This window comes from Aromatoleum evansii, from assembly GCF_012910805.1.
In the GTDB taxonomy this organism is placed as follows: Bacteria; Pseudomonadota; Gammaproteobacteria; order Burkholderiales; family Rhodocyclaceae; genus Aromatoleum; species Aromatoleum evansii.
In genome coordinates, this window is the sequence record NZ_WTVK01000001.1 from 158680 (window position 1) to 181286 (window position 22607).

Genomic DNA, 22607 nt, shown 5'->3' on the forward strand with positions numbered 1-22607 from the left:
GCCGCGGCCGATCCGTGCGTGGCGTCAGCCGCCGAAGAACTCCTTAACCTTGTCCATCCAGGACTTCGCCTTGGGGTTGTGGCGATCCACGTCCCCGCGTGAGACTTCCTCGAATTCCCGCAGCAGTTCCTTCTGGCGCTCGGTGAGGTTTACCGGGGTTTCGACGACGACCCGGCACAGCAGGTCGCCGTGCGCCTGCGAGCGCACGTTGCGGATACCCTTGCCGCGCAGGCGGAACAGACGGCCGCTCTGCGTCTCGGCCGGGATCTTGAGGCGTGCCATGCCCTCCAGCGTCGGAATTTCGATCTCGCCACCGAGTGCGGCCGTCGTGAAGCTGATCGGCATCTCGCACAGCAGGTCGTCGTGGTCACGCTGGAACACGGCGTGCTGCCGGATGTGGATCTCGACGTAGAGGTCGCCCGGAGGGCCTCCGTTGACGCCGGGCTCGCCGTGGCCGGCGTGGCGCAGGCGCATGCCTTCGTCGATGCCGGCAGGAATCTTCACTTCCAGCGTCTTCTGGCGCTTCACGCGACCGGCGCCGCCGCAGTCGCGGCAGGGGTCGGGGATGATGCGGCCGGTGCCGTGGCACTTCGGGCAGGTCTGCTGGATCGAGAAGAAGCCCTGCTGGATGCGCACCTGGCCGGCGCCGCCGCAGGTGGGGCAGGGCTTGGGTTGCGTGCCGGGCTTTGCGCCGCTGCCGTGGCAGGTATCGCACTCTTCGACGGTCGGGATGCGGATCGTCTTCTCGGCGCCGCGTGCGGCCTCCTCGAGCGAGATCTCGAGGTTGTAGCGCAGGTCGGCGCCGCGATAGACGTTCGAGCGGCCGCGACCACCGCCTCCGCCGAAGATGTCGCCGAAGATGTCGGAGAACGCGTCGGCAAAGCCGTCAAAGCCCTGGCCGCCCGGACCGGCCCCGGCTGAGGGATCGACGCCGGCGTGGCCGTAACGGTCGTATGCGCCGCGCTTCTGTGCGTCGGAGAGGATCTCGTAGGCCTCCTTGGCCTCCTTGAACTTCTCCTCGGCTTCCTTGTTGTCCGGATTGCGGTCCGGATGGTGTTTCATGGCCAGCTTGCGGTAGGCCTTCTTGATTTCGTCGTCCGCGGCGTCGCGATTGACGCCAAGTACGTCGTAGTAATCCCGTTTCGTTGCCATTTCCTGTCGCTCAGGCTGGGGCGGCCGCGCGGGCCGCCCTGTCATGCAAAGGCCGAGCCTGCCGGAAGTGCTGCTCCGGCGTCGGCTCGGCCATCATCTCGCCGCCCGGCGAGCGATCACTTCTTGTCTTTTACTTCGGTGAACTCGGCGTCCACGACGTCGGCATCGGCCGCCTTCGAGCTCCCCGACGAACCGCCGGCTGCACCTGCGGCGCCGGCTTCGGCGCCCTGGGCCTGGGCGTACATCTGTTCGCCGAGCTTCTGGCTGGCCATTGCGAGGGCCTGGGTCTTGGCTTCGATCGTCGCCTTGTCGTTGCTCTTGAGCGACTCTTCGGCGTCCTTGATCGCAGCTTCGATCTTGGCCTTCTCGTCGGCATCGATCTTGTCACCGTATTCGGTGAGCGACTTCTTCACCGAATGCACCAGCGCGTCGCACTGGTTGCGGGCGTCGACCAGTTCGTGGGCCTTCTTGTCCTCTTCGGCGTGCGCGGCGGCGTCCTGCACCATGCGCTGGATCTCGTCGTCCGAGAGGCCCGAGTTGGCCTGGATCTTGATCTTGTTTTCCTTGCCGGTGGCCTTGTCCTTGGCCGAGACGTGCAGAATGCCGTTCGCGTCGATGTCGAAGGTAACTTCGATCTGAGGCATGCCGCGCGGCGCCGGCGGAATGTCGGACAGGTTGAACTGGCCGAGGCTCTTGTTGCCGGCCGCCATTTCGCGTTCGCCCTGGAGTACGTGGATCGTTACCGCGTTCTGGTTGTCGTCGGCCGTCGAGAACACCTGCGAGGCCTTGGTCGGGATCGTGGTGTTCTTCTGGATCAGCTTCGTCATGACGCCGCCGAGGGTCTCGATGCCCAGCGACAGCGGGGTGACGTCGAGCAGCAGCACGTCCTTGACTTCACCCTGCAGCACGCCGCCCTGGATGGAGGCGCCGACCGCGACGGCTTCGTCCGGGTTCACGTCCTTGCGCGGCTCCTTGGCGAAGAACTCCTTGACCTTCTCCTGGACCTTGGGCATGCGCGTCATGCCGCCGACGAGGATAACGTCGTCGATGTCGGAGACCTTCACGCCGGCATCCTTGAGTGCGATGCGGCACGGCTCGATCGTGCGCTCGACGAGGTCATCCACCAGCGACTCGAACTTCGCGCGGGTGATCTTGATCGCAAGGTGCTTCGGACCGGTGGCGTCGGCAGTGATGTAGGGCAGGTTCACCTCGGTCTGCTGCGAGGAGGAGAGCTCGATCTTGGCCTTCTCGGCGGCTTCCTTCAGGCGCTGCAGCGCGAGCACGTCGTTCTTCAGATCGACGCCTTGTTCCTTCTTGAATTCGGTGACGATGTAGTCGATCAGGCGCTGGTCGAAGTCCTCGCCGCCGAGGAAGGTGTCGCCGTTGGTCGCCAGCACTTCGAATTGGTGTTCGCCGTCGATGTCGGCGATCTCGATGATCGAGATGTCGAAGGTACCGCCGCCGAGGTCATAGACGGCGATTTTCGAGTCGCCCGGCTTCTTGTCCATGCCGAAGGCGAGCGCAGCGGCCGTCGGTTCGTTGATGATGCGCTTGACTTCGAGGCCGGCGATGCGGCCGGCGTCCTTGGTCGCCTGGCGCTGGCTGTCGTTGAAGTAGGCCGGCACGGTGATGACGGCTTCGGTGACTTCCTCGCCGAGGTAGTCTTCGGCGGTCTTCTTCATCTTGCGCAGCACTTCGGCCGAAACCTGCGGCGGGGCGATCTTCTTGCCGCGCACTTCGACCCACGCGTCGCCGTTGTCGGCTTTGGCGATCGTGAAGGGCATCAGGTCGATGTCCTTCTGCACTTCCTTTTCCTCGAAGCGGCGGCCGATGAGGCGCTTCACCGCGAACAGGGTGTTCCGCGCGTTCGTGACGGCCTGGCGCTTGGCCGGCGCTCCGACGAGGATTTCGCCGTCTTCCGCGTATGCGACGATCGACGGGGTCGTGCGTGCCCCTTCGGAGTTCTCGATGACCTTGGGCTTGCCGCCTTCCATCACGGAAACGCAGCTGTTGGTGGTGCCCAGGTCGATACCGATGATCTTGCCCATGTCAGTTCCTTTCGTTTTGGGGAAGCCGGGGTGGCGGGCGGTTTGTTCCGCCCGGGGGCCGGCTTGCCGGATTGCGCTGTCAGTTATTTAGGGGTGAGGTCGTCGATTTCAAGGGGGGCGAACTCAGGCGCTCTTGCCCTTGGAAACGGTCACCATGGCAGGACGCAGCACGCGCTCATGCAGCAGATAGCCTTTCTGCAGGACATTCACCACGGTGTTCGCCTCGCCTTCCGCCTCGATCATCGCGATGGCCTGGTGGCGGTTGGGGTCGAACTTGCTGCCGACCGGATTTTCCTCCGTCACGCCTGCGGTCTGGAATGCCGATGCGAGCTGCTTCAGGGTCAGTTGGACCCCTTCGCGCAGGCTTTCGATGGTCTGGTTCTCGGTCGCAAGTGCCGCTTCGAGGCTGTCCTTGACCGGCAGCATGGCATTCGCGAATTTTTCCGCGGCGAACTTCGATGCCTTGGCAATGTCTTCCTGTGCGCGACGACGGATATTCTCGGCCTCGGCCTTGGCGCGCAGCCACGCATCGTGATGTTCGGCGGCCTTGAGCTCCGCCTGCCGCAGAGATTCCTCCAGGCTGGGCATCGAGTCGCCCGCGCGTTCGTCGGCCGCTTCGACTTGCGGGGCGTCGCCGGATTGTCCCGTGGGGGCCTGCAGCAGCTCTTCGGGGGCCTCGGCGGAGGGCTTGTTTTCCTGCATGGGGTAGAACTCCCTATGTTCTTTCGACGGGCGGAACATGGGGGCGGGTCTCGTCGTTTCAAGGGCTTGGTTACAAATAGTTCGCCGGGTTGCCGATGCGCGCCCGCGTGTGTCAGGATTCAACCGCGCGCGGTGCCAGACAGAGGCGCGGGAGGCCGGGTCGGACCAGACATGAGCGAGATGCCGCTGACAATCGGGAAGTACCGCATCGTGAAGGAGGTGGGGCGCGGTGCGACGGCGGTCGTCTATATGGCGGAATCTGCCGATTGGCCGGTACCGATCGCCCTCAAGCTGATCCGCTTCAATGACAAGTCGAAGGATGAGTCGAAGTGGAACCGGCGCCTGCTGAAGCTGCTCAAGGCGGAGAAGGCCGTCTCGACGCGCCTTGATCATCCGCACATCATCCATGTGCACGACGTCGTGATCGAGGCCGAGCAGGCCTATGTGGTGATGGAGTATTTCCCGGGCGAATCGCTCGAGCGCTATTGCAGCTTCGAGCGCATGCTGCCGGTCCACCGGGCGATCGGGATCGTCTTCAAGTGCTGCATGGCGCTCGATTACGCCTATCGCCAGGGTATCGTCCATCGCGACATCAAGCCCGCGAACATCCTCGTCGACGATCAGGACAACGTGAAGATCACCGACTTCGGCCTCGCGTTGAACATCAGCAAGAAGGTGGAGTCGGACTCGACCTTCATCATGGGGGTCGGTTCGCCCGCCTACATGAGCCCGGAGCAGATCAAGGGCTATCAGCTCAACCAGAAGACGGATCTTTATTCGCTCGGGGTCGTGCTGTTCAACCTGCTCACCGGGCGCCTGCCGTTCCGGGCGAGCAACCCGGCCCAGCTGATCTACAAGATCATCAATGCGGATCCGCCGCGCGTCTCGCAGCTCAATCCCGAACTGCCCGAGCAGATGGATGCGGTGATCCGCAAGGCGCTCGAAAAGGATCTGTATTCGCGCTACAAGAATGGTGCCGAGTTCGCGAAGGAGCTGTCGGCGGTGCGCTACCAGCTGGTGGACGACACCTACGTGCCGCCCGACACCAGTCGGTTTTCGCTGCTGCGCAAGCTGGCGTTCTTCACCGAGTTCGACGATATCGAGCTGTGGGAAGTGTTGCGCCTGTCGGCGTGGCGTGTCGTCGACTGCGGGACGACCCTGATTCGCGAAGGGGACGCGGACCAGCGCTTCGGCGTCGTCGTCGATGGCGAGATCGAAGTGTCTGTCGACGGGCGCCGTGTGAGCCTGCTCGGTGCGGGCGAGGTGTTCGGCGAGATCGCATGGCTCGACAGCGTCCGCCACAGGCACATGACGACGGTGACCTCGGTGAGTCAGACCACCTATCTCGAGGTCAACCCTTCCGCGCTGGCGCTTGCGACGGACGAACTGCGCGAACTGTTCCGGGTCATGCTGGCGACGATTGCCGTCCGGCGCCTCGGCGAAGCGCTGCACGCACTCTCGGCGGACGGTGAGCCGGCTGTGGCCAGCAAGTTCACGGCCTCCGGGCTCGACCTGCAACTGGTCGAGGACTGAGGCGCGGGTTCAGGTCGCCCTACACGCTCAGGTCGATCTGGCTGAGCGTGCCGGTTGTGCCGTCCTCGCGCAGATATAGGCTGGTCGAGCGCATCTCGCCCAGCGTGTCGTTCGCCGCGCCGCGCAGCGCGAACGGCGTGGCGACCCGTCCGAGGTAGAGGGCGCCGACCCCGGCTTCAGCTGCCGTCATGACGCTGCCAGTGCCGTCGGCTGCCGGCAGCCAGGCGCGCAGGTCGCCGAAACTTGCGTCGGCTTCATCGATCCAGCCGTTGCCGTCGGTGTCGAGGCTTGCCAGTTCGGCGAATCCGTCCCCGGTGGTCGGGCCGAAGAGCTCGCGGCCGTCGTCGATGCGTCCGTTCTGGTTGCGATCGATGGCAAGGTAGCCGCGGCCGCCGCCAAGCATTGGTACGTTTTCGGCCTGACCGTCGGTGTCGAGGTCGAAGGAGAAGCGCATGTCCGAAAGCTGGGCCGACGTGCCGGCAAAATCAAGCACCAGGGGGTCTTTTACGCGTGCGTCGCCAAGGCGCACCTGGACGCTGGAGGCCTCTACGTAGCTGCGCTCCATCTCGAGTTCCAGATCGAAACGGATTTCGCGCCCGTCGGCGGTCCTGATCACGCCTTCCGCTTTGAAGTTCGTGTATTCGTATTCCTCGGATAGCGAGTGGTATTCATACTCGACGCCGAATCCGGCGCGTTGCGTGGCGTTCGCGCCGCGGCCTGCGGCGGGTGCTTGACCGATGTTTACCTCAGCCGCCTCGTCGAGGCGGAGGTCGCCGGGGTGTAGGGTGTTGATCGCACGTCCCGTAAGCGCCTCGATGAGATGCTTGAGGAAGCGCAAGCGCGGGTCGAGAGCCTCTTCGCCCGATTCGTCCGTGGCAGCCTCGGCCTCGCGGGCGGCGAGGGCATCGGCCGAGATCTCCACTTCAGGGCGCGCACCCGCTGCTGCGAGGGCGCCGATGCCAAGGTTCATGCCGCCGGCCGGGCGTTCGCCGACCCACATCTCGAGCCGCTCGGAGACCTCGCGGCGATGGAAGGATAGGTGCGAAGCCTGGAGCTGAACGTCTGCCGATGCAATCTTCATTGCGATCCCCTGCGGGCTGCTTAAGTGCAGGTTTTAACGGCAGATTTCCGAAAAACTTCAGGTTGTCCGCAAAAAGAAAAATCGACGTCGGCGCATGCTCTCCCGCACGGCCGCCAGGCGGTCGACCCGCAAGCGGTTGATGAGCTCAGGCATGAGCATCACTGCGGATTCATCGTCAGCACTTGGCACCGGCGACGCGTGCGCGTTGGGCGCTGGCGGCGAGTGCCTGCGGCTCGACTGATGGACGGGTCAGCCAGTTGCCGAGGTTGTCCTGCACGATGTCGCGCAGCGCGGTGATCCAGTCGTCCCGTTCGTTCAGGCAGGGTATGTAATGGAATTCCTTTCCGCCGCAGGACAGGAACGCATGGCGGCATTCCATCGCGATCTCCTCCAGGGTTTCCAGGCAGTCTGCCGGAAAACCCGGGCACATCACGTCCACCCGTGCCGTGCCCTGGCGCGCCAGCGATTCGAGCGTCGGCTGGGTGTAGGGTTTCAGCCATTCGGCCTTGCCGAAGCGCGACTGGAAGGTCAGCTGCCAGCGGTCATCCGTCAGTCCGAGTTCTCTGGCGACAAGGCGCGCCGTCACATGGCATTCGCAGTGATAGGGATCGCCGAGATCGAGCGATCGCCGCGGGATGCCGTGGAAGCTCATCACCAGCTTGTCGCCCTCGCCGTTCTTCATCCAGTGGTCGCGCACGCTCTGCGCGAGTGCCGCGATATAACCAGGGTGGTCGTGGAAATTGCGCACGTAGCGGATCTCGGGCTGGTTGCGCCAGTGTGCAAGGCAATCCGCGACTTCGTCGAGCACGCTCGCAGTCGTGCTTGCGGCATATTGGGGATACATCGGCACGATCAGGATGCGATCGCAGCCGTCTGCCTTCATGCGGTTGAGCATCTCGGGCACGGATGGCGAACCGTAGCGCATCGCCCACTCGACCTGCAGCCCGGTGATGCCTGCGTGGCCGAGGTAGCCCGCAAGCAGCTTCGTCTGACGTTCCGTATGCACCTTCAGCGGCGAGCCTTCGTCCATCCAGATCGTCGCGTATTTCGCGGCCGACTTTCGCGGGCGGGTGTTCAGGATGATGCCGTTGAGGATCGGCCACCATATCGGCGCCGGGATCTCGACCACGCGCGGGTCGGACAGGAACTGCTTCAGGTACGGGCGAACGGCTGCGGCAGTAGGGGCCGCGGGCGATCCCAGATTGACGAGCAAGACGCCGGTGCGTACGGGTGTGCCATGCGTCCAGGCGGGTTCGGGCCAGTAACGGGCCATGCTGATCCTTGTGTGAGTGTTGCGCGCCGCTCAGTTGGCGTTCGACAGCGCGTTCGAGAGCAGGCGGGCCGTGATGTCGACGATGGGTATCACGCGATCATAAGCCATGCGCGTCGGTCCGATCACGCCGACGGATCCGACGATGCGACCGTTGACCTCGTAGCCGGCGGTCACGACGCTGCAGCCGTCGAGCTGCGACAGTCCCGATTCGTCACCGATGAAGATCTGCACCCCCTGGGCGCGATTGGACAGGTCGAGGAGCTGGATGAGTCCCGTCTTCTGCTCGAACAGCTTGAACAGCTCGCGCAGCCGCGCCATGTTCGACGACAGGTCCTCGATGTCGAGCAGATTGGTTTCTCCCGACAGCACGTAGCGGGAGCTGTCGTCCTGGACTGCCGCGCTGCCGGTTTCGACCGCCGCGTTCATCAGCTCGCTCATGTCGCTGCGCAGCTGCTTCAGCTCGGCCCGGATGCGGGTGCGAATGTCGTCGAATCCCAGTCCGGCGCAGTGTTCGGTGAGATAGTTGGCTGCTTCCACCAGTTCCGATGGCGAGTACGAGCGCCGGGTATGGATGATGCGGTTCTGCACGTCCCCTGCCGTCGTGACGATGATCAGCAGGATGCGGTTTTCCGACAGGCTGATGAACTCGATCTGGCGGATCTTGATCAGGTCGCGACGCGGCGAAACGACGACCCCGGCGAACTGCGTGAGCTCCGACAGCAGGTGCGATGCGGAACTGATCAGGCGTTGGGGCTGGTCGGGCTGCAGCTGCCCCTTCAGTTCGCGCAGCTGCGCCTGTTCCAGGGGTTGCACGGTCAGCAGCGAGTCAACGAAGAAGCGGTAGCCGAGTGCCGTCGGAATGCGCCCGGCCGAAGTGTGGGGGCTCGCGATGAAGCCCATTTCCTCGAGGTCGCTCATCACGTTGCGTACCGTTGCGGGCGACAGCTCGAGACCCGAGTAGCGCGAAAGCGCACGCGAGCCCACCGGCTGCCCTTCCACGATGTAGCGTTCGATGAGGGTCTTGAGCAGGATCTGGGAGCGCGGGTCGAGCGGTTTCATGACGGTAAGAAGTAATTTCCCCGATTCTATGGAAGTGCCGGCGCCTCTGCCAAGGTTCTCGGCGATTGTGGTTTAATCCGCGGCATGAGCCAGAGCTTCAATACCATTGCCCTGATCGGCAAATACCAGAGCCCGGATGTCGCTGGCGCGGTCCTCTCGATAGCCAGTTTCCTGCGCGAAAGGGGGCTGGCTGTATGGATCGAGCAAGGTACCGCAAGTTCCATCGGGCTCGTCGGCGAGTTCGCCACCGTGACCTATGACGAGATCGGCGCCCAGGCCGATCTTGCCGTCGTCCTCGGGGGCGACGGCACGATGCTGAATACCGCCCGCCGGTTGTCCGAACATGCGGTGCCACTCGTCGGCATCAACCAGGGCAGGCTGGGCTTTCTCACGGATATCCCGCGCAAGGAAGCCTTGAACAAGCTTGCCGAGATCCTCGACGGACGTTTTGTCGAAGAGGCGCGCACCATGCTCGACGCCGAAGTCGTTCGCGGCGGGCAGCGCGTTTTCCACACGCTCGCGTTCAACGACGTCGTCGTGAACAAGGGCGATTTCGGCCGCATGATCGAGTTCGATCTGTCGATCGACGGCGAGTATGTCTACACGCAGCGTTCGGACGGCATGATCATCACCACGCCGACCGGGTCCACCGCCTATGCCTTGTCGGCCAACGGCCCGATCCTGCATCCCACGGTCGGCGGCATCGCCCTCGTGCCGCTGTGTCCGCACGCCCTTACCGCCCGGCCGATCACCCTCCCGGACAGCTGCCGGATCGCGATCGAGCTGCTCTCCCCGCACGACGCCCGCATCCATTTCGACGGCCAGACGCGTTTCGATGCACATGCCGGCGACGTCGTCAGGATTACGCGTTCGCCCAAGGTGGTGCGTTTCCTGCACCCCGAAGGGTACAGTTACTTCGCCATGCTGCGCGGCAAGCTCCACTGGAGCGCCACGCCGCGACTGCCCTGATCTCCTTTCTCACTTCAGCCTCCTTCTGCGACGCCTATGCTCCGCCGCCTGACCATCCGTGATTTCGTGATTGTCGATCGCCTCGAACTCGATTTTCTGGCGGGTTTCGGCGCGCTTACGGGCGAGACGGGGGCGGGCAAGTCCATCCTGCTCGACGCGCTGGGGCTTGCTCTGGGGGGGCGTGCCGACGCCGGCGCGGTGCGTGTCGGCCGCGACAAGGCCGATATCGCGGCCGAATTTGATCTTCCCGCTGACGGCAGCCTCACCGACTGGTTGGCCGCGCAGGACTTGCCGGCCGACGAGGGCATGGCGATCCTGCGGCGCGTTGTGGAGGCGGGGGGGCGGTCGCGGGCCTGGATCAACGGCGTGCCGGTCACGCAGGCACAGTTGCGCGAGGCTGGGGACCGGCTCGCCGACATTCATGGGCAGCATGCGCATCATGCCCTGCTCAGAGGCGATGCACAGCGTGCGCTGATCGATGCGCACGCCGCTGCAGAGCCCCTCGCCAAGGAGGTTGCCGACCGCTTTCGCGACTGGCAGCGGCTGGTCGAGCTGCGCCGGGCGGCCGAGCAGGACTCGGCCGCTTCCGAGCGCGAACGGGACCTGCTTGCGTGGCAGATAGATGAACTGCGTAACCTTGCGTTCGACGCCGGCGAGTGGGCCGAGATCAATCAGGAGCACGCACGCCTGGCGCATGCCGCGGGTCTCATGGAGGGGGCGGACGAGGCCCTTGCGACGCTGGGCGAAGGGGAGGGTGCCGTCACCTCCCTGTTGCGTCACATATGTGTGCGTGTCGACGCCATGGCCGACATCGACCCGGGGCTCGGGGACCTGCGGGAACTGCTCTCCGGGGCTGCCATCCAGGCGGACGAGGCCTTGCATGCGCTGCGGCGCTATCGCGACCGGCTGGACCTCGATCCGCTGCGGCTCGCCGAGATCGAGCGCCGCATCGGCGCCGTGACCGACCTCGCGCGCAAGTATCGGGTTGATCCCGAGGGGCTGCCCGACTTGCTCGACGAGTGGGTGCGGAAGCTCGATGAACTGGTCGCGCAGGCGGATCCCGTCCATCTCGCCGAGCAGGAAGCTCAGGCAAGGGCAGCATACGATCAGGCGGCGTCACGCCTCTCGGCGGCGCGTCGCCCGGCTGCCGAGCGCCTGTCGAGCGAGATCAGCGAGGCGATGCAGACGCTGGCGATGGCGGGTGGCCAGTTTGCGGTGGCGCTCGAACCGTGTGCGCCCTCCGCGCATGGCGTCGAAACCGTCGAGTTCCGCGTCGTCGCCAATCCGAGCCAGCCCTTGCGCCCCCTGGCCAAGGTCGCTTCGGGGGGCGAGCTGTCGCGCATCGGCCTGGCGATCCAGGTCATGACGAGCCGCGATTCCGCGACGCCGACGCTGATCTTCGATGAGGTCGATGTCGGCATCGGTGGCGGTGTCGCGGAAATTGTAGGGAAGCTCCTGCACCGGCTCGGTCGGGAGCGACAGGTCCTGTGCGTCACCCATCTTCCCCAGGTTGCCGCATGCGCCGATTGGCAGTGGAACATCGCCAAGTCGAACCGCGGCGACGAGGTCGTCAGTGCCGTCACGCCGCTCGAGGCCGATGGTCGGATCGAGGAGATCGCGCGCATGCTCGGGGGGGTCAATATCACCGACACCACCCGCCGCCATGCCGCAGAAATGCTCGGGGTAAGCCCGGCGCTATAGTCGCCGATGACTCGTCCGGAAGGTCGCGGCCTCACAGCTTGCGATTCGGGCAGTCTTTCCTGAGGCAGTCGACGTACAGGTACAGCGCGTGCTCGCGGACCGCGAAACCGCGCTCCTGTGCGATCTGATTCTGCCGGCGCTCGATCTCCGCGTCGAAGAATTCCTCCACCTTTCCGCACTGTACGCAGACGAGGTGGTCGTGATGGCCGCTTTCCTTCAGTTCGAAGACGGCCTTGCCCGACTCGAAATAGTGCCGTTCGAGCAAGCCGGCCTGCTCGAACTGCGTCAGGACGCGGTAAACGGTGGCAAGTCCGATGTCCATCCCTTCCGCCATCAGCAGACGATACACGTCCTCGGCGGTGAGATGCCGCAGGTCCGACGTCTGGAACAGATCGAGGATCTTCAGGCGCGGGTAGGTGGCCTTGAGGCCTATATTTTTTAGGTTTTGCGAGTTCTCTGACATAGTCGCTCTGTTGGCTTGCAGTTCGCGCGGCAGCGTGGCTGCTGGCTACGTATGATATATTTTTTCGCCTTTGTCTGAAAAAGATACGCCGTTCGGCGCCAACGACCAAGATCTCCATTCATGCGCGCATTGATTCTTCCGGCGGTCGTCGCCGTCGCGGGCCTCGTGGCCGGTTGTTCCTTTACCTCCCTGGCCGATCGGTTGAATCCCCATCGCGTCGACGTGCGCCAGGGCAATTACGTCGATCAGGAAATGGTCGCGCGCCTCAAGAAGGGCATGACGCGAGAGCAGGTGCGCTTCGCTCTCGGTACCCCGCTCGTGACCGACGTCTTTCATGCCGATCGCTGGGATTACGTTTATATCTTCCGCCCCGGGCGTGGCGAACCTCAGCAGCGGGTCCTCAGTGTCTTCTTCGTGGGTGACAAGCTCGAGCGGGTTTCCGGCGATGTGCAGTCGGGCGATGCGTCCGGCGCTGCGGCTGCGGCGCAGACCGAGCGATCGCGCGTGATCGAGATCGCGCCCGCAACCAAGCAGTGATGTCGTTATTCGCATCGCCCACAGGATCTGACTGAATGAATCCCTTGCGTATTGCAATTGCAGGCGCATCCGGCCGTATGGGGCGGATGCTGATCGAGGCCGTGCTGAACGACGGCGAGGTTGTCCTTGCGGCGGCGTTCGATCGCGCCGGAGCGCCTTTTGTCGGTCGTGATGCGGGCGAACTGGTCGGCAGCGCCTGCGGTGTCATGGTCACCGACGACGTGCGCGCGGCGATCGCAGCCACCGATTGCGTGATCGACTTCACCCGCCCGGAGGGAACCCTTGTCCATCTCGGCATCGCGCGCGAGCTTGGCAAGGCGATGGTGATCGGCACGACAGGCTTTTCTGCGGCGGAGAAGGAAGTCATCGCTGCTGCGGCGAAGGATATTCCCGTGGTGTTCGCGCCGAACATGGCTGTCGGCGTGAATGCCGTGTTCAAGCTCCTCGAGGTCGCCGCGCGCATCCTCGACGAGGGTTACGACGTGGAAGTCATCGAGGCGCATCACCGCTTCAAGGTCGATGCGCCGTCCGGCACCGCGCTGCGCATGGGCGAGGTGGTCGCGCGCGAGCTCGGGCGGAATCTCGAAGACTGCGCGATCTACGGACGCGAAGGTGTCACCGGCGAGCGCAAGCCCGAGACGATCGGCTTCTCGACGATTCGCGGGGGCGACGTGGTGGGTGACCATACCGTCCTGTTCGCGGGCATCGGCGAGCGCATCGAGATTACGCACAAGTCCGGCAGCCGCATGCCCTACGCGCTGGGTTCTGTTCGTGCGGCGCGTTTCCTGGCGGGGCGGAAGAGCGGCTTGTTCGACATGCAGGACGTCCTCGGCCTGCGCTGAGCCGTTGCGGCGGATCGTCGCCGTCGTTGCCTCGGGCGGCGCCAAACGATACAATTCAGCGGTTTAGACAAGCGGGATTGGCCGACCAGCGGCTCGTCCCGTTTTTTTCACGTTCGGGCAGGCCTGCTGCGCTTGCCCCTGTCTTTTCGGCTGAACTCAGGAGTTTGTCGTGACTGCTTCCCCGCCCGCCCTACTAGCACTCGCCGATGGGACGGTATTTTTCGGCAAGGGAATCGGTGCGGCCGGCAGCACGGTTGGTGAGGTGGTGTTCAACACCTCGATGTCCGGTTACCAGGAAATCCTCACCGACCCGAGCTACTGCCGCCAGATCGTAACGCTGACTTATCCGCACATCGGGAATACCGGCGTGAACCGCGAGGACGTGGAGTCCGGACGTGTGCACGCGGCCGGCCTCGTCATCCGCGATCTTCCCATCCTTCCGTCCAACTTTCGCATGGACCAGACCCTCGATGCCTATCTCAAGGCCGAGAACGTGGTCGCCATCGCCGGTATCGATACCCGCAAGCTGACGCGCGTGCTGCGCGAGAAGGGCGCCCAGGCCGGCTGCATCGTCACCGCGGCCGACGGAGCGCCGCTCAATGCGGAAGCCGCGATCGCCCAGGCGCGTGCCTTCCCGGGTCTTGCCGGCATGGACCTCGCAAAGGTCGTGAGTGCAGACCGTGCCGTCGAATGGAGCGAAGGCGAATGGATCCTCGGCGCCGGCTACCAGGCCGACCCGAAGGCCCGCTTCCACGTCGTCGCCTATGACTTCGGGGTCAAGCGCAACATCCTGCGCATGCTGGCGAGTCGCGGCTGCCGGCTCACCGTCGTGCCCGCGCAGACTCCCGCAGCGGACGTGCTCGCGCTCAATCCGGACGGGATCTTCCTGTCGAACGGTCCCGGCGACCCTGAGCCCTGCGACTATGCGATCGCCGCGATCCGCGAGTTCCTCGCCCGTGGCATCCCGACCTTCGGCATCTGCCTCGGTCATCAACTGATGGCGCTCGCGTCGGGGGCGAAGACCGTGAAGATGAAGTTCGGCCATCACGGCGCGAACCACCCGGTCAAGGATCTCGACACCGGACAGGTGCTCATCACCAGCCAGAACCATGGCTTCGCGGTCGATGCCGACACGCTGCCGGCGAACCTGCGTCCGACCCATGTGTCGCTGTTCGACGGCAGTCTGCAGGGTATGGAACGCACCGACGTGCCGGCGTTCTGCTTCCAGGGGCATCCGGAGGCGAGCCCCGGTCCGCACGACGTCGCCTACCTGTTCGACCGCTTCATCAAGCTGCTCGAAGCGCGTAAATGATTCGCAAGCGGCAGCCCGCGCTGCCGCTCCCCAACGCAAGACCGAGGTTAGGCAATGCCTAAGCGCACAGACATACACAGCATTCTCATCATCGGCGCCGGCCCGATCATCATCGGCCAGGCGTGCGAATTCGACTATTCCGGCGCCCAGGCCTGCAAGGCGCTGCGCGAGGAAGGCTACAAGGTCATCCTCGTCAACTCGAACCCGGCAACGATCATGACCGATCCGGGTACGGCCGATGTCACCTACATCGAACCGATCACCTGGCAGGTCGTCGAGCGCATCATCGAGAAGGAGCGCCCGGACGCGCTGCTGCCGACCATGGGCGGCCAGACCGCGCTCAACTGCGCGCTCGATCTCGCCAAGCATGGTGTGCTGGAGAAATATGGCGTCGAACTGATCGGCGCCTCGCGTGAGGCGATCGACAAGGCCGAGGACCGCCTGAAATTCAAGGACGCCATGACCAAGATCGGTCTCGGTTCGGCGCGCTCCGGCATCGCCCATAGCATGGAAGAGGCGCTGCAGGTGCAGGGCGGTATCGGCTTCCCCGCGATCATCCGTCCGAGCTTCACGCTGGGCGGCACCGGTGGTGGCATCGCCTACAACATGGAAGAGTTCCAGGAGATCTGCAAGCGCGGCCTCGAGGCGAGCCCGACCAACGAGTTGCTGATCGAAGAGTCGCTGCTCGGCTGGAAAGAGTACGAGATGGAAGTCGTCCGCGACCGCGCGGACAACTGCATCATCGTCTGCTCGATCGAAAACCTCGATCCGATGGGCGTGCACACTGGCGACTCGATCACCGTTGCGCCCTCGCAGACGCTGACCGACAAGGAATACCAGATCCTGCGCAACGCCTCGATCGCGGTGCTGCGCGAGATCGGCGTCGATACCGGCGGTTCCAACGTGCAGTTCGCGATCAACCCCAAGGACGGTCGCATGATCGTCATCGAGATGAACCCGCGCGTGTCGCGTTCGTCGGCGCTCGCGTCGAAGGCCACCGGCTTCCCGATCGCCAAGGTCGCGGCCAAGCTTGCCGTAGGGTACACGCTCGACGAGCTCAAGAACGACATCACCGGCGGCGCCACGCCAGCCTCGTTCGAGCCCTCGATCGACTACGTCGTCACCAAGATCCCGCGTTTCGCCTTCGAGAAGTTCCCGCAAGCGAACGACCGCCTCACCACCCAGATGAAGTCGGTGGGCGAAGTCATGGCGATGGGCCGTACCTTCCAGGAGTCCTTCCAGAAGGCCCTGCGCGGCCTGGAAGTCGGCGTCTACGGTCTCGACGAGGTCGAGACCGATCGTGCCGATCTCGAGCACGAACTCGCCAACCCCGGCGCCCAGCGCATCTGGTACGTGGGGCAGGCCTTCCGCGAAGGCTACACCCAGGAGCAGGTGTTCAACCTGACCAAGATCGATCCCTGGTTCCTCGCCCAGATCGAGGACATCGTCCTCACCGAGAAGGCCATCACCGGCCGCTCGCTGAAGGCGATCCAGGCACCCGAGCTGCGCGAACTCAAGCGCAAGGGCTTCTCCGATCGGCGCATCGCCAAATTGCTCGGCGTCGATGAAACGGCCGTCCGCCTGCACCGCCACGCCAGCGGCGTGAGGCCGGTGTTCAAGCGTGTCGACACTTGCGCGGCCGAGTTTGCCACCTCCACCGCCTACATGTACTCGTCCTACGAGGAAGAGTGCGAGGCGCGCCCGACCGACAAGAAGAAGATCATGGTGCTCGGCGGCGGCCCGAACCGCATCGGCCAGGGCATCGAGTTCGACTATTGCTGCGTCCACGCTGCTCTTGCCCTGCGCGAAGACGGCTACGAGACCATCATGGTCAACTGCAACCCCGAGACCGTGTCGACCGACTACGATACCTCGGATCGCCTGTATTTCGAGCCGATCACGCTTGAGGACATTCTCGAGATCGTGCATATCGAGAAGCCCGTCGGCGTCATCGTCCAGTTCGGCGGCCAGACCCCGCTCAAGCGTGCGCGGGCGCTGGAGGAGAACGGTGTGCCCATCATCGGCACGAGCCCGGACATGATCGATGCGGCGGAAGACCGCGAGCGCTTCCAGAAGCTGCTAAACGACCTAGGTCTCAAGCAGCCGCCCAACCGCACCGCCCGCACGCCCGAGGCGGCCGTTCGGCTCGCCGCGGAGATCGGCTATCCGCTCGTCGTCCGCCCCAGCTATGTGCTCGGCGGTCGCGCGATGGAAATCGTCCATGAGCAGAAGGACCTCGAGCGCTACATGCGCGAGGCCGTGAAGGTCTCGAACGAGTCGCCGGTGCTGCTCGATCGCTTCCTCAACGATGCCACCGAAGTTGACGTCGATGCGCTCTCCGACGGACAGCAGGTCATCATCGGGGGCATCATGGAACACATCGAGCAGGCCGGCGTCCACTCCGGCGACTCGGCGTGCTCGCTGCCCCCGTACACGCTGTCGGCCCGGCTGCAGGACGAGCTCCGCCGGCAGACCGAAGCGATGGCGCGTGCGCTCAACGTCTGCGGTCTCATGAACGTGCAGTTCGCCATTCAGGGCGAAGGCGACGAGGCGACCGTCTACGTCCTCGAAGTCAATCCGCGTGCCTCGCGCACCGTGCCCTTCGTCTCCAAGGCCTGCGGCCTGCAGCTCGCGAAGATCGCCGCGCGCTGCATGGCTGGTCAGAGCCTCGCCAGCCAGGGTGTCACGGGTGAAATCGTTCCGCCGTACTACTCCGTGAAGGAAGCGGTGTTCCCGTTCGTCAAGTTCCCGGGCGTCGACACCATCCTCGGGCCCGAGATGAAGTCGACGGGTGAAGTCATGGGGGTCGGCCGCAGTTTCGCCGAAGCATTCGTGAAGTCCCAGCTTGCCGCCGGCGTTCGCCTGCCGCAGTCGGGCACGGCCTTCATCAGCGTGAAGCCGACCGATCGTGGTGCCGCGGTCGAGGTCGCGCGCGAACTGCAGGAACTCGGTTTCCGTGTCGTCGCCACGCGCGGAACGGCTTCGGCGATCGAGGCGGCGGGCATCCCCGTGAATGTCGTCAATAAGGTCACCGAAGGCCGTCCGCACATCGTGGACATGATCAAGAACAACGAAATCAGCATGGTCATCAACACCGTTGAGGAGAAGCGCCAGGCGATCGTCGACTCGCGCTCCATCCGCACGAGCGCGCTGGCTGCCAAGCTCACGGTGTTCACGACCATCGAGGGGGCGCGTGCAGCCTGCATGGGCATGCGCCATCTCGAAGGACTCGAGGTCTATGGCCTGCAGTCCCTGCACGCGGAACTGAACAAGCAATCATGAACAAGACTCCTCTTACTGTGAACGGTGCGGAGAAGCTCCGCACCGAATTGCATCGCCTCAAGACCGTCGATCGTCCGAACGTGATCGCCGCCATCGCGGAAGCGCGCTCGCATGGCGATCTCTCCGAAAACGCGGAGTACGATGCCGCGAAGGAGCGTCAGGGCTTCATCGAGGGGCGGATCAAGGAAGTCGAGGGAAAGATTGCGAACGCGCAGATCATCGATCCGCGCCTTCTCGATGCCGATGGGCGGTGTGTGTTCGGTGCCACCGTCAACCTCGAGGACATGGAGTCCGGGCAGACGGTCACCTATCAGATCGTCGGGGACGATGAGGCCGACGTCAAGGAGAACAAGATTTCCATCAGTTCTCCGATTGCCCGCGCGCTGATCGGCAAGTACGCCGGCGATATCGCCGAGGTGCAGGCGCCGGGCGGCGTGCGTGAGTACGAAATCATCGAAGTGCTCTACATCTGAACGCAAACGGGCCGGGAGTGCGGTTCCCGGCCCGTTTCGCGATCCGACGCGGGGCTGCATCCGTCCCGCAGCAATCCTGGATTACCTGCCGCCGAGAGGTCCCGTCTTGCGAACGATCTTTCGGGTGCGTTTTTCTGCCAGCCGCTTCTTGTCGGCGGCGGCCTTGATCAGCGCAGTGCGCCGCGCGGCCGCGGCAAAAGCACGGGCGGACTTCGCTTTCGCTGCTCCCGGCACGTTGCCCGCCGAGGCAAGCTTCGGCGCGGCGGTCGCTTGTTCTTCGCGACGTTCCCTCCACACGATGAGGATCGTCCCGATGTGCTGGACGGGCGCTGCGCCGAGTTCCGTGCAGATCGCCTGCATCAGTGCGTCGCGGTCGGAGCGCTCGGTGCCGTGAACCTTGATCTTGATAAGCTCGTGCGCTTGCAGGGAACGGTCGATCTCGCCCAGGACGGTGGCCGTCAGCCCGTTGCCGGCGACGCTGACGACCGGGTTCAGATGATGGGCCGCCGCCCGCAATTCGCGGCGACGGGCAGGGGATAGGTCGATCATCGTTTTCTCAAATCTTTCAGGGGCATGGATTCTACTCCCATGACTAGGACCAAGACCAGCAAGGCATGGATGCACGAGCATGTGAACGACGCCTACGTGCAGCGTGCCAAGAGCGAAGGCTACCGTTCGCGTGCCGCATACAAGCTGATGGAGATCGACGACAAGGATCACCTGCTGCGTCCCGGCATGGTCGTTGTCGATCTCGGTGCGGCCCCGGGGTCGTGGACGCAGGTCGCCTTGCAGCGTGTAGGCAGGGCCGGGCGCGTGTTCGCGCTCGACCTTCTTCCTGTCGAGCCCCTGCCGGGCATGGAGTTCATCCAGGGCGACTTTCAGGAAGATGTCGTGCTGGCCGACCTCGAAAGCCGACTCGCGGGTGAGCCCGTCGACCTTGTACTTTCCGACATGGCCCCCAATATGTCGGGTATCGACACCGTGGATCAGGCGCGTTCGATCCACCTCGGCGAACTGGCGCTCGATTTTGCGGCGCGGCACCTGAAGCCTGGCGGCAATTTCCTCATCAAGGTGTTCCAGGGCGCCGGGTTCATGGAGTTCCGCAGCGAGATCCAGCGCCATTTTGCCACGCTCCAGGTACGCAAGCCGAAGGCCTCGCGCGACCGCAGCGCCGAGGTTTATCTCCTCGGGCTGAAGCGCAAGGCGGACTGAGTCGGGCCTGCGGTGCCGATTGGCTGTGTTGATCGTGGCCATTGGTTTACGCAGCGGAACGTTCGCCACTAGAATGGGTCAATGTTTCGCTGCCCCCCCTACGGGCACATAAGGAAAGAAGTTGAATAATCTCTTCAAGAATCTCGCGATCTGGATGGTCATCGGCGTAGTGCTGATGACGGTGTTCAACCAGTTCAATTCGCGCCAGGTCTCGACCAACACGATGGAATACTCCCAGTTCCTCGAGGAGGCGAAGGCCGGTCGCATCGCGAAGGCGACGGTCGATGGTCGGCTCGTGCGCGCGACCACGCAGGAAGGCCGCCAGATAACGGTCTACACTCCCGGCGTGCAGGACATCTGGATGGTGTCCGACCTGATCCGCGCGGGCGTGGCCGTCAATGCGACGAAGCCCGAGGAGGAACAGTCCTTCCTGATGAGCATCTTCGTGTCCTGGTTCCCGATGCTCCTGCTCATCGGCGTCTGGGTGTTCTTCATGCGCCAGATGCAGGGTGGCGGGCGCGGTGGTGCCTTCTCGTTCGGCAAGTCCAAGGCGCGCATGCTCGACGAGTCGGCGAACTCGCTGAGCTTCGCCGATGTCGCCGGTTGCGACGAGGCCAAGGAAGAAGTGTCCGAGCTCGTCGATTTCCTGCGCGATCCGTCCAAGTTCCAGAAGCTGGGGGGCCACATTCCGAAGGGCGTCCTGATGGTAGGCTCGCCTGGTACCGGCAAGACCCTGCTTGCGAAGGCCATCGCCGGTGAGGCGAAGGTTCCCTTCTTCTCGATTTCCGGTTCGGACTTCGTCGAGATGTTCGTCGGTGTCGGTGCCGCGCGTGTCCGCGACATGTTCGAGCAGGCCAAGAAGCACGCCCCGTGCATCATCTTCATCGACGAGATCGATGCCGTCGGTCGCCAGCGTGGTGCCGGCATGGGCGGCGGCAACGACGAGCGCGAGCAGACGCTCAACCAGCTGCTGGTCGAGATGGACGGTTTCGAGGGGCAGACCGGAGTGATCGTGATTGCGGCCACCAACCGCCCCGACGTGCTCGATCCGGCGCTACTTCGTCCGGGGCGCTTCGACCGCCAGGTCGTCGTTCCGCTGCCTGACATCCGTGGTCGCGAACAGATACTCAAGGTGCACATGCGCAAGGTTCCGATCGCGCCGGATGTCGAGCCGGTCGTGCTCGCCCGCGGCACCCCCGGTTTCTCCGGTGCCGATCTCGCGAACCTGGTCAATGAGGCGGCTCTGTTCGCCGCCCGCGGTAACAAGCGCCTGGTGGACATGGAGGATTTCGAGCGCGCCAAGGACAAGATCATGATGGGCTCCGAGCGCCGCTCCATGGTCATGCCTGAGGAAGAGCGTCGCAACACCGCCTACCACGAGTCGGGTCATGCGGTCGTCGCCAAGCTGCTCGACAAGACCGATCCGGTGCACAAGGTCACGATCATTCCGCGCGGCCGCGCACTGGGTGTGACCATGCAGCTGCCCGAGTCCGACCGCTACAGCCAGGATCGCGAACGGCTGCTGCAGACGATTGCCGTGCTGTTCGGCGGCCGCATCTGCGAAGAGATCTTCATGAAGCAGATGACCACCGGGGCTTCCAACGACTTCCAGCGCGCCACCGATCTTGCGCGGCGGATGGTGACCCAGTGGGGCATGTCCGACAACCTCGGCCCCATGGTGTATGGCGAGGAAGAGGGGGAGATCTTCCTGGGGCGGCAGGTGACGACTCACCGCAACGTCTCGGAAGCCACGATGCAGAAGGTGGACGCCGAGATTCGTCGCATCATCGACCAGCAGTACGCACTGGCGCGCCGCCTGATCGAGGATAACAGCGACAAGATCGAGGCGATGACCAAGGCGCTTCTCGAATGGGAAACGCTGGATGCCGACCAGATCAACGACATCATGGAAGGGCAGGCTCCCCGCGCGCCCAAGCCCACTTCACAGTCGATCCGGCGTTCGCGCGACGATGATGCGCCCGGTGCCGCACCGACGGCGGCAGCGCCCGCAGCCTGATCCGATCGACTATTGAAACGAACCGAATCGGGCCGACACGAGTCGGCCCGATTCTTTTTCAGGAGAAGAAAATGGCGGTTCTCAAGTGCGGGCGGTTCGATCTCGATCTCGAGCGCCCGCGCATCATGGCCATCATCAACACGACGCCGGATTCGTTCAGCGGCGACGGATTGGGACACGATCTCGATGCCGCCCTGAGACGCTGCGAGAACGCCGTCGCGGCCGGTGCGCATATTCTGGACATCGGCGGAGAGTCGACCCGACCCGGTTCCGAATCGGTCTCCGAACAGGAGGAGCTCGACCGGGTCATCCCGCTGGTCGAGCGCTTGGCCGACTGGCCCGTTCCGGTCTCGATCGACACCGTGAAGCCCGCCGTCATGCGTGCTTCACTTGCCGCGGGCGCAAGCCTGATCAACGATATCAACGGGTTCCGCACGCCCGGGGCAGTCGAGGCGGTGCGTGATTCCGATGCAGCCTTGTGCGTCATGCACATGCAGGGCGAGCCGCGCAGCATGCAGGCGGCCCCTCGCTACGACGACGTCGTCGGGGAGGTGATCGATTTCCTGCTCCACCAAGTGCATGCGCTTGAGGTACAGGGCGTCGCCAGGGCGCGCATCCTGCTCGACCCCGGTTTCGGCTTCGGCAAGACGCTCGAGCACAATCTCGCCTTGATGCGGGCACTCGATCGCTTTCTCGCGACCGGCTATCCGCTGCTCATCGGCGTTTCGCGCAAGTCGATGCTGGGCGCGATCACCGGGCGCGGCGTTGACGAGCGCACTACCGCCAGTGTCGCTGCCGCCCTGGTCGCCATCGAGCGCGGCGCGCGCATCGTGCGCGTTCACGACGTTGCGGCGACGCGCGACGCTGTCGCGGTGTGGGAGGCGGTGCGCTTCGGCGCATCCTGAGCGGCGGGGGCCGCCTGGGATGCGATAATTCCCTTTTTTGTGATCG

The 22607-nt window shown here is 64.3% G+C and carries 19 protein-coding genes; 11 read left to right on the forward strand and 8 right to left on the reverse strand.

The genetic code is table 11. From position 1 onward, the window contains the following. Positions 1-24: 24 nt before the first annotated feature. The 3 genes from dnaJ to grpE all read right to left on the reverse strand — a co-directional run bounded on the left by dnaJ (position 25) and on the right by grpE (position 3902). A complete protein-coding gene (gene dnaJ, locus GO615_RS00835) occupies positions 25-1152 on the reverse strand; it encodes a molecular chaperone DnaJ (protein WP_169125139.1) in 1128 nt (375 codons plus the stop codon). A 116-nt stretch (positions 1153-1268) separates the two neighbouring features. Next, complete coding sequence (dnaK, locus tag GO615_RS00840) at positions 1269-3200, reverse strand: molecular chaperone DnaK (RefSeq protein ID WP_169125140.1); 1932 nt, start codon at positions 3198-3200, stop codon at positions 1269-1271. Between the two features lie 123 nt (positions 3201-3323). Beyond that, positions 3324-3902: a nucleotide exchange factor GrpE gene (grpE, locus tag GO615_RS00845; RefSeq protein WP_169125141.1), complete on the reverse strand. Its 579-nt coding sequence runs from the start codon at positions 3900-3902 to the stop codon at positions 3324-3326. Between the two features lie 171 nt (positions 3903-4073). Between grpE and GO615_RS00850 the strand changes: the two genes are divergently transcribed. Then, positions 4074-5435 (forward strand): serine/threonine-protein kinase, encoded by a 1362-nt coding sequence (locus tag GO615_RS00850; RefSeq protein WP_169125142.1) that lies wholly within the window; start codon positions 4074-4076, stop codon positions 5433-5435. A 19-nt stretch (positions 5436-5454) separates the two neighbouring features. Here the strand turns inward: GO615_RS00850 and GO615_RS00855 are convergent, their stop codons facing one another. From GO615_RS00855 to hrcA, 3 genes are all read right to left on the reverse strand, one after another. Then, positions 5455-6516 (reverse strand): SPM autocatalytic domain-containing protein, encoded by a 1062-nt coding sequence (locus tag GO615_RS00855; RefSeq protein WP_169125143.1) that lies wholly within the window; start codon positions 6514-6516, stop codon positions 5455-5457. A gap of 175 nt (positions 6517-6691) precedes the next feature. Next, positions 6692-7789 carry a ferrochelatase gene (gene hemH, locus GO615_RS00860; protein ID WP_169125144.1) on the reverse strand — a complete coding sequence of 366 codons (1098 nt, stop codon included), beginning with the start codon at positions 7787-7789 and terminating at the stop codon, positions 6692-6694. Positions 7790-7819: 30 nt separating this feature from the next. Further along, entirely contained in the window at positions 7820-8848 is a 1029-nt protein-coding gene (hrcA, locus tag GO615_RS00865; protein WP_169125145.1) for a heat-inducible transcriptional repressor HrcA, read from the reverse strand. Positions 8849-8932: 84 nt separating this feature from the next. Here hrcA and GO615_RS00870 point away from each other — a divergent pair, with 84 nt between their 5' ends. Continuing rightward, a complete protein-coding gene (locus GO615_RS00870; protein ID WP_169125146.1) occupies positions 8933-9817 on the forward strand; it encodes an NAD kinase in 885 nt (294 codons plus the stop codon). A gap of 36 nt (positions 9818-9853) precedes the next feature. After that, a complete protein-coding gene (recN, locus tag GO615_RS00875; protein WP_169125147.1) occupies positions 9854-11518 on the forward strand; it encodes a DNA repair protein RecN in 1665 nt (554 codons plus the stop codon). A 31-nt stretch (positions 11519-11549) separates the two neighbouring features. Here recN and fur read toward each other — a convergent pair whose 3' ends face one another. Beyond that, on the reverse strand, positions 11550-11981 hold the full coding sequence (gene fur / locus GO615_RS00880; protein ID WP_169125148.1) for a ferric iron uptake transcriptional regulator: 432 nt from the start codon (positions 11979-11981) through the stop codon (positions 11550-11552). Between the two features lie 120 nt (positions 11982-12101). Here fur and GO615_RS00885 point away from each other — a divergent pair, with 120 nt between their 5' ends. The 5 genes from GO615_RS00885 (at position 12102) to greA (ending at position 18427) form a co-directional block, all read left to right on the forward strand. Then, complete coding sequence (locus GO615_RS00885) at positions 12102-12518, forward strand: outer membrane protein assembly factor BamE (protein WP_169125149.1); 417 nt, start codon at positions 12102-12104, stop codon at positions 12516-12518. Between the two features lie 35 nt (positions 12519-12553). Then, on the forward strand, positions 12554-13360 hold the full coding sequence (dapB, locus tag GO615_RS00890; protein WP_169125150.1) for a 4-hydroxy-tetrahydrodipicolinate reductase: 807 nt from the start codon (positions 12554-12556) through the stop codon (positions 13358-13360). 169 nt (positions 13361-13529) lie between these two features. Further along, positions 13530-14672, forward strand: a complete 1143-nt coding sequence (gene carA / locus GO615_RS00895; RefSeq protein WP_169125151.1) for a glutamine-hydrolyzing carbamoyl-phosphate synthase small subunit — start codon at positions 13530-13532, stop codon at positions 14670-14672. 54 nt (positions 14673-14726) lie between these two features. After that, positions 14727-17954, forward strand: a complete 3228-nt coding sequence (carB, locus tag GO615_RS00900) for a carbamoyl-phosphate synthase large subunit (protein WP_169125152.1) — start codon at positions 14727-14729, stop codon at positions 17952-17954. Beyond that, positions 17951-18427 carry a transcription elongation factor GreA gene (gene greA / locus GO615_RS00905; protein ID WP_169125153.1) on the forward strand — a complete coding sequence of 159 codons (477 nt, stop codon included), beginning with the start codon at positions 17951-17953 and terminating at the stop codon, positions 18425-18427. The genes carB and greA overlap by 4 nt, the downstream gene beginning before the upstream one ends. Before the next feature lie 81 nt (positions 18428-18508). Here the strand turns inward: greA and GO615_RS00910 are convergent, their stop codons facing one another. After that, complete coding sequence (locus GO615_RS00910) at positions 18509-18976, reverse strand: YhbY family RNA-binding protein (RefSeq protein ID WP_169125154.1); 468 nt, start codon at positions 18974-18976, stop codon at positions 18509-18511. Between the two features lie 39 nt (positions 18977-19015). Between GO615_RS00910 and GO615_RS00915 the strand changes: the two genes are divergently transcribed. The 3 genes from GO615_RS00915 (at position 19016) to folP (ending at position 22561) form a co-directional block, all read left to right on the forward strand. Continuing rightward, positions 19016-19639: an RlmE family RNA methyltransferase gene (locus GO615_RS00915; protein ID WP_169125155.1), complete on the forward strand. Its 624-nt coding sequence runs from the start codon at positions 19016-19018 to the stop codon at positions 19637-19639. A 121-nt stretch (positions 19640-19760) separates the two neighbouring features. After that, positions 19761-21656 carry an ATP-dependent zinc metalloprotease FtsH gene (gene ftsH, locus GO615_RS00920; RefSeq protein WP_169125156.1) on the forward strand — a complete coding sequence of 632 codons (1896 nt, stop codon included), beginning with the start codon at positions 19761-19763 and terminating at the stop codon, positions 21654-21656. Between the two features lie 71 nt (positions 21657-21727). Further along, entirely contained in the window at positions 21728-22561 is an 834-nt protein-coding gene (gene folP, locus GO615_RS00925) for a dihydropteroate synthase (RefSeq protein WP_169125157.1), read from the forward strand. Positions 22562-22607: the final 46 nt, after the last annotated feature.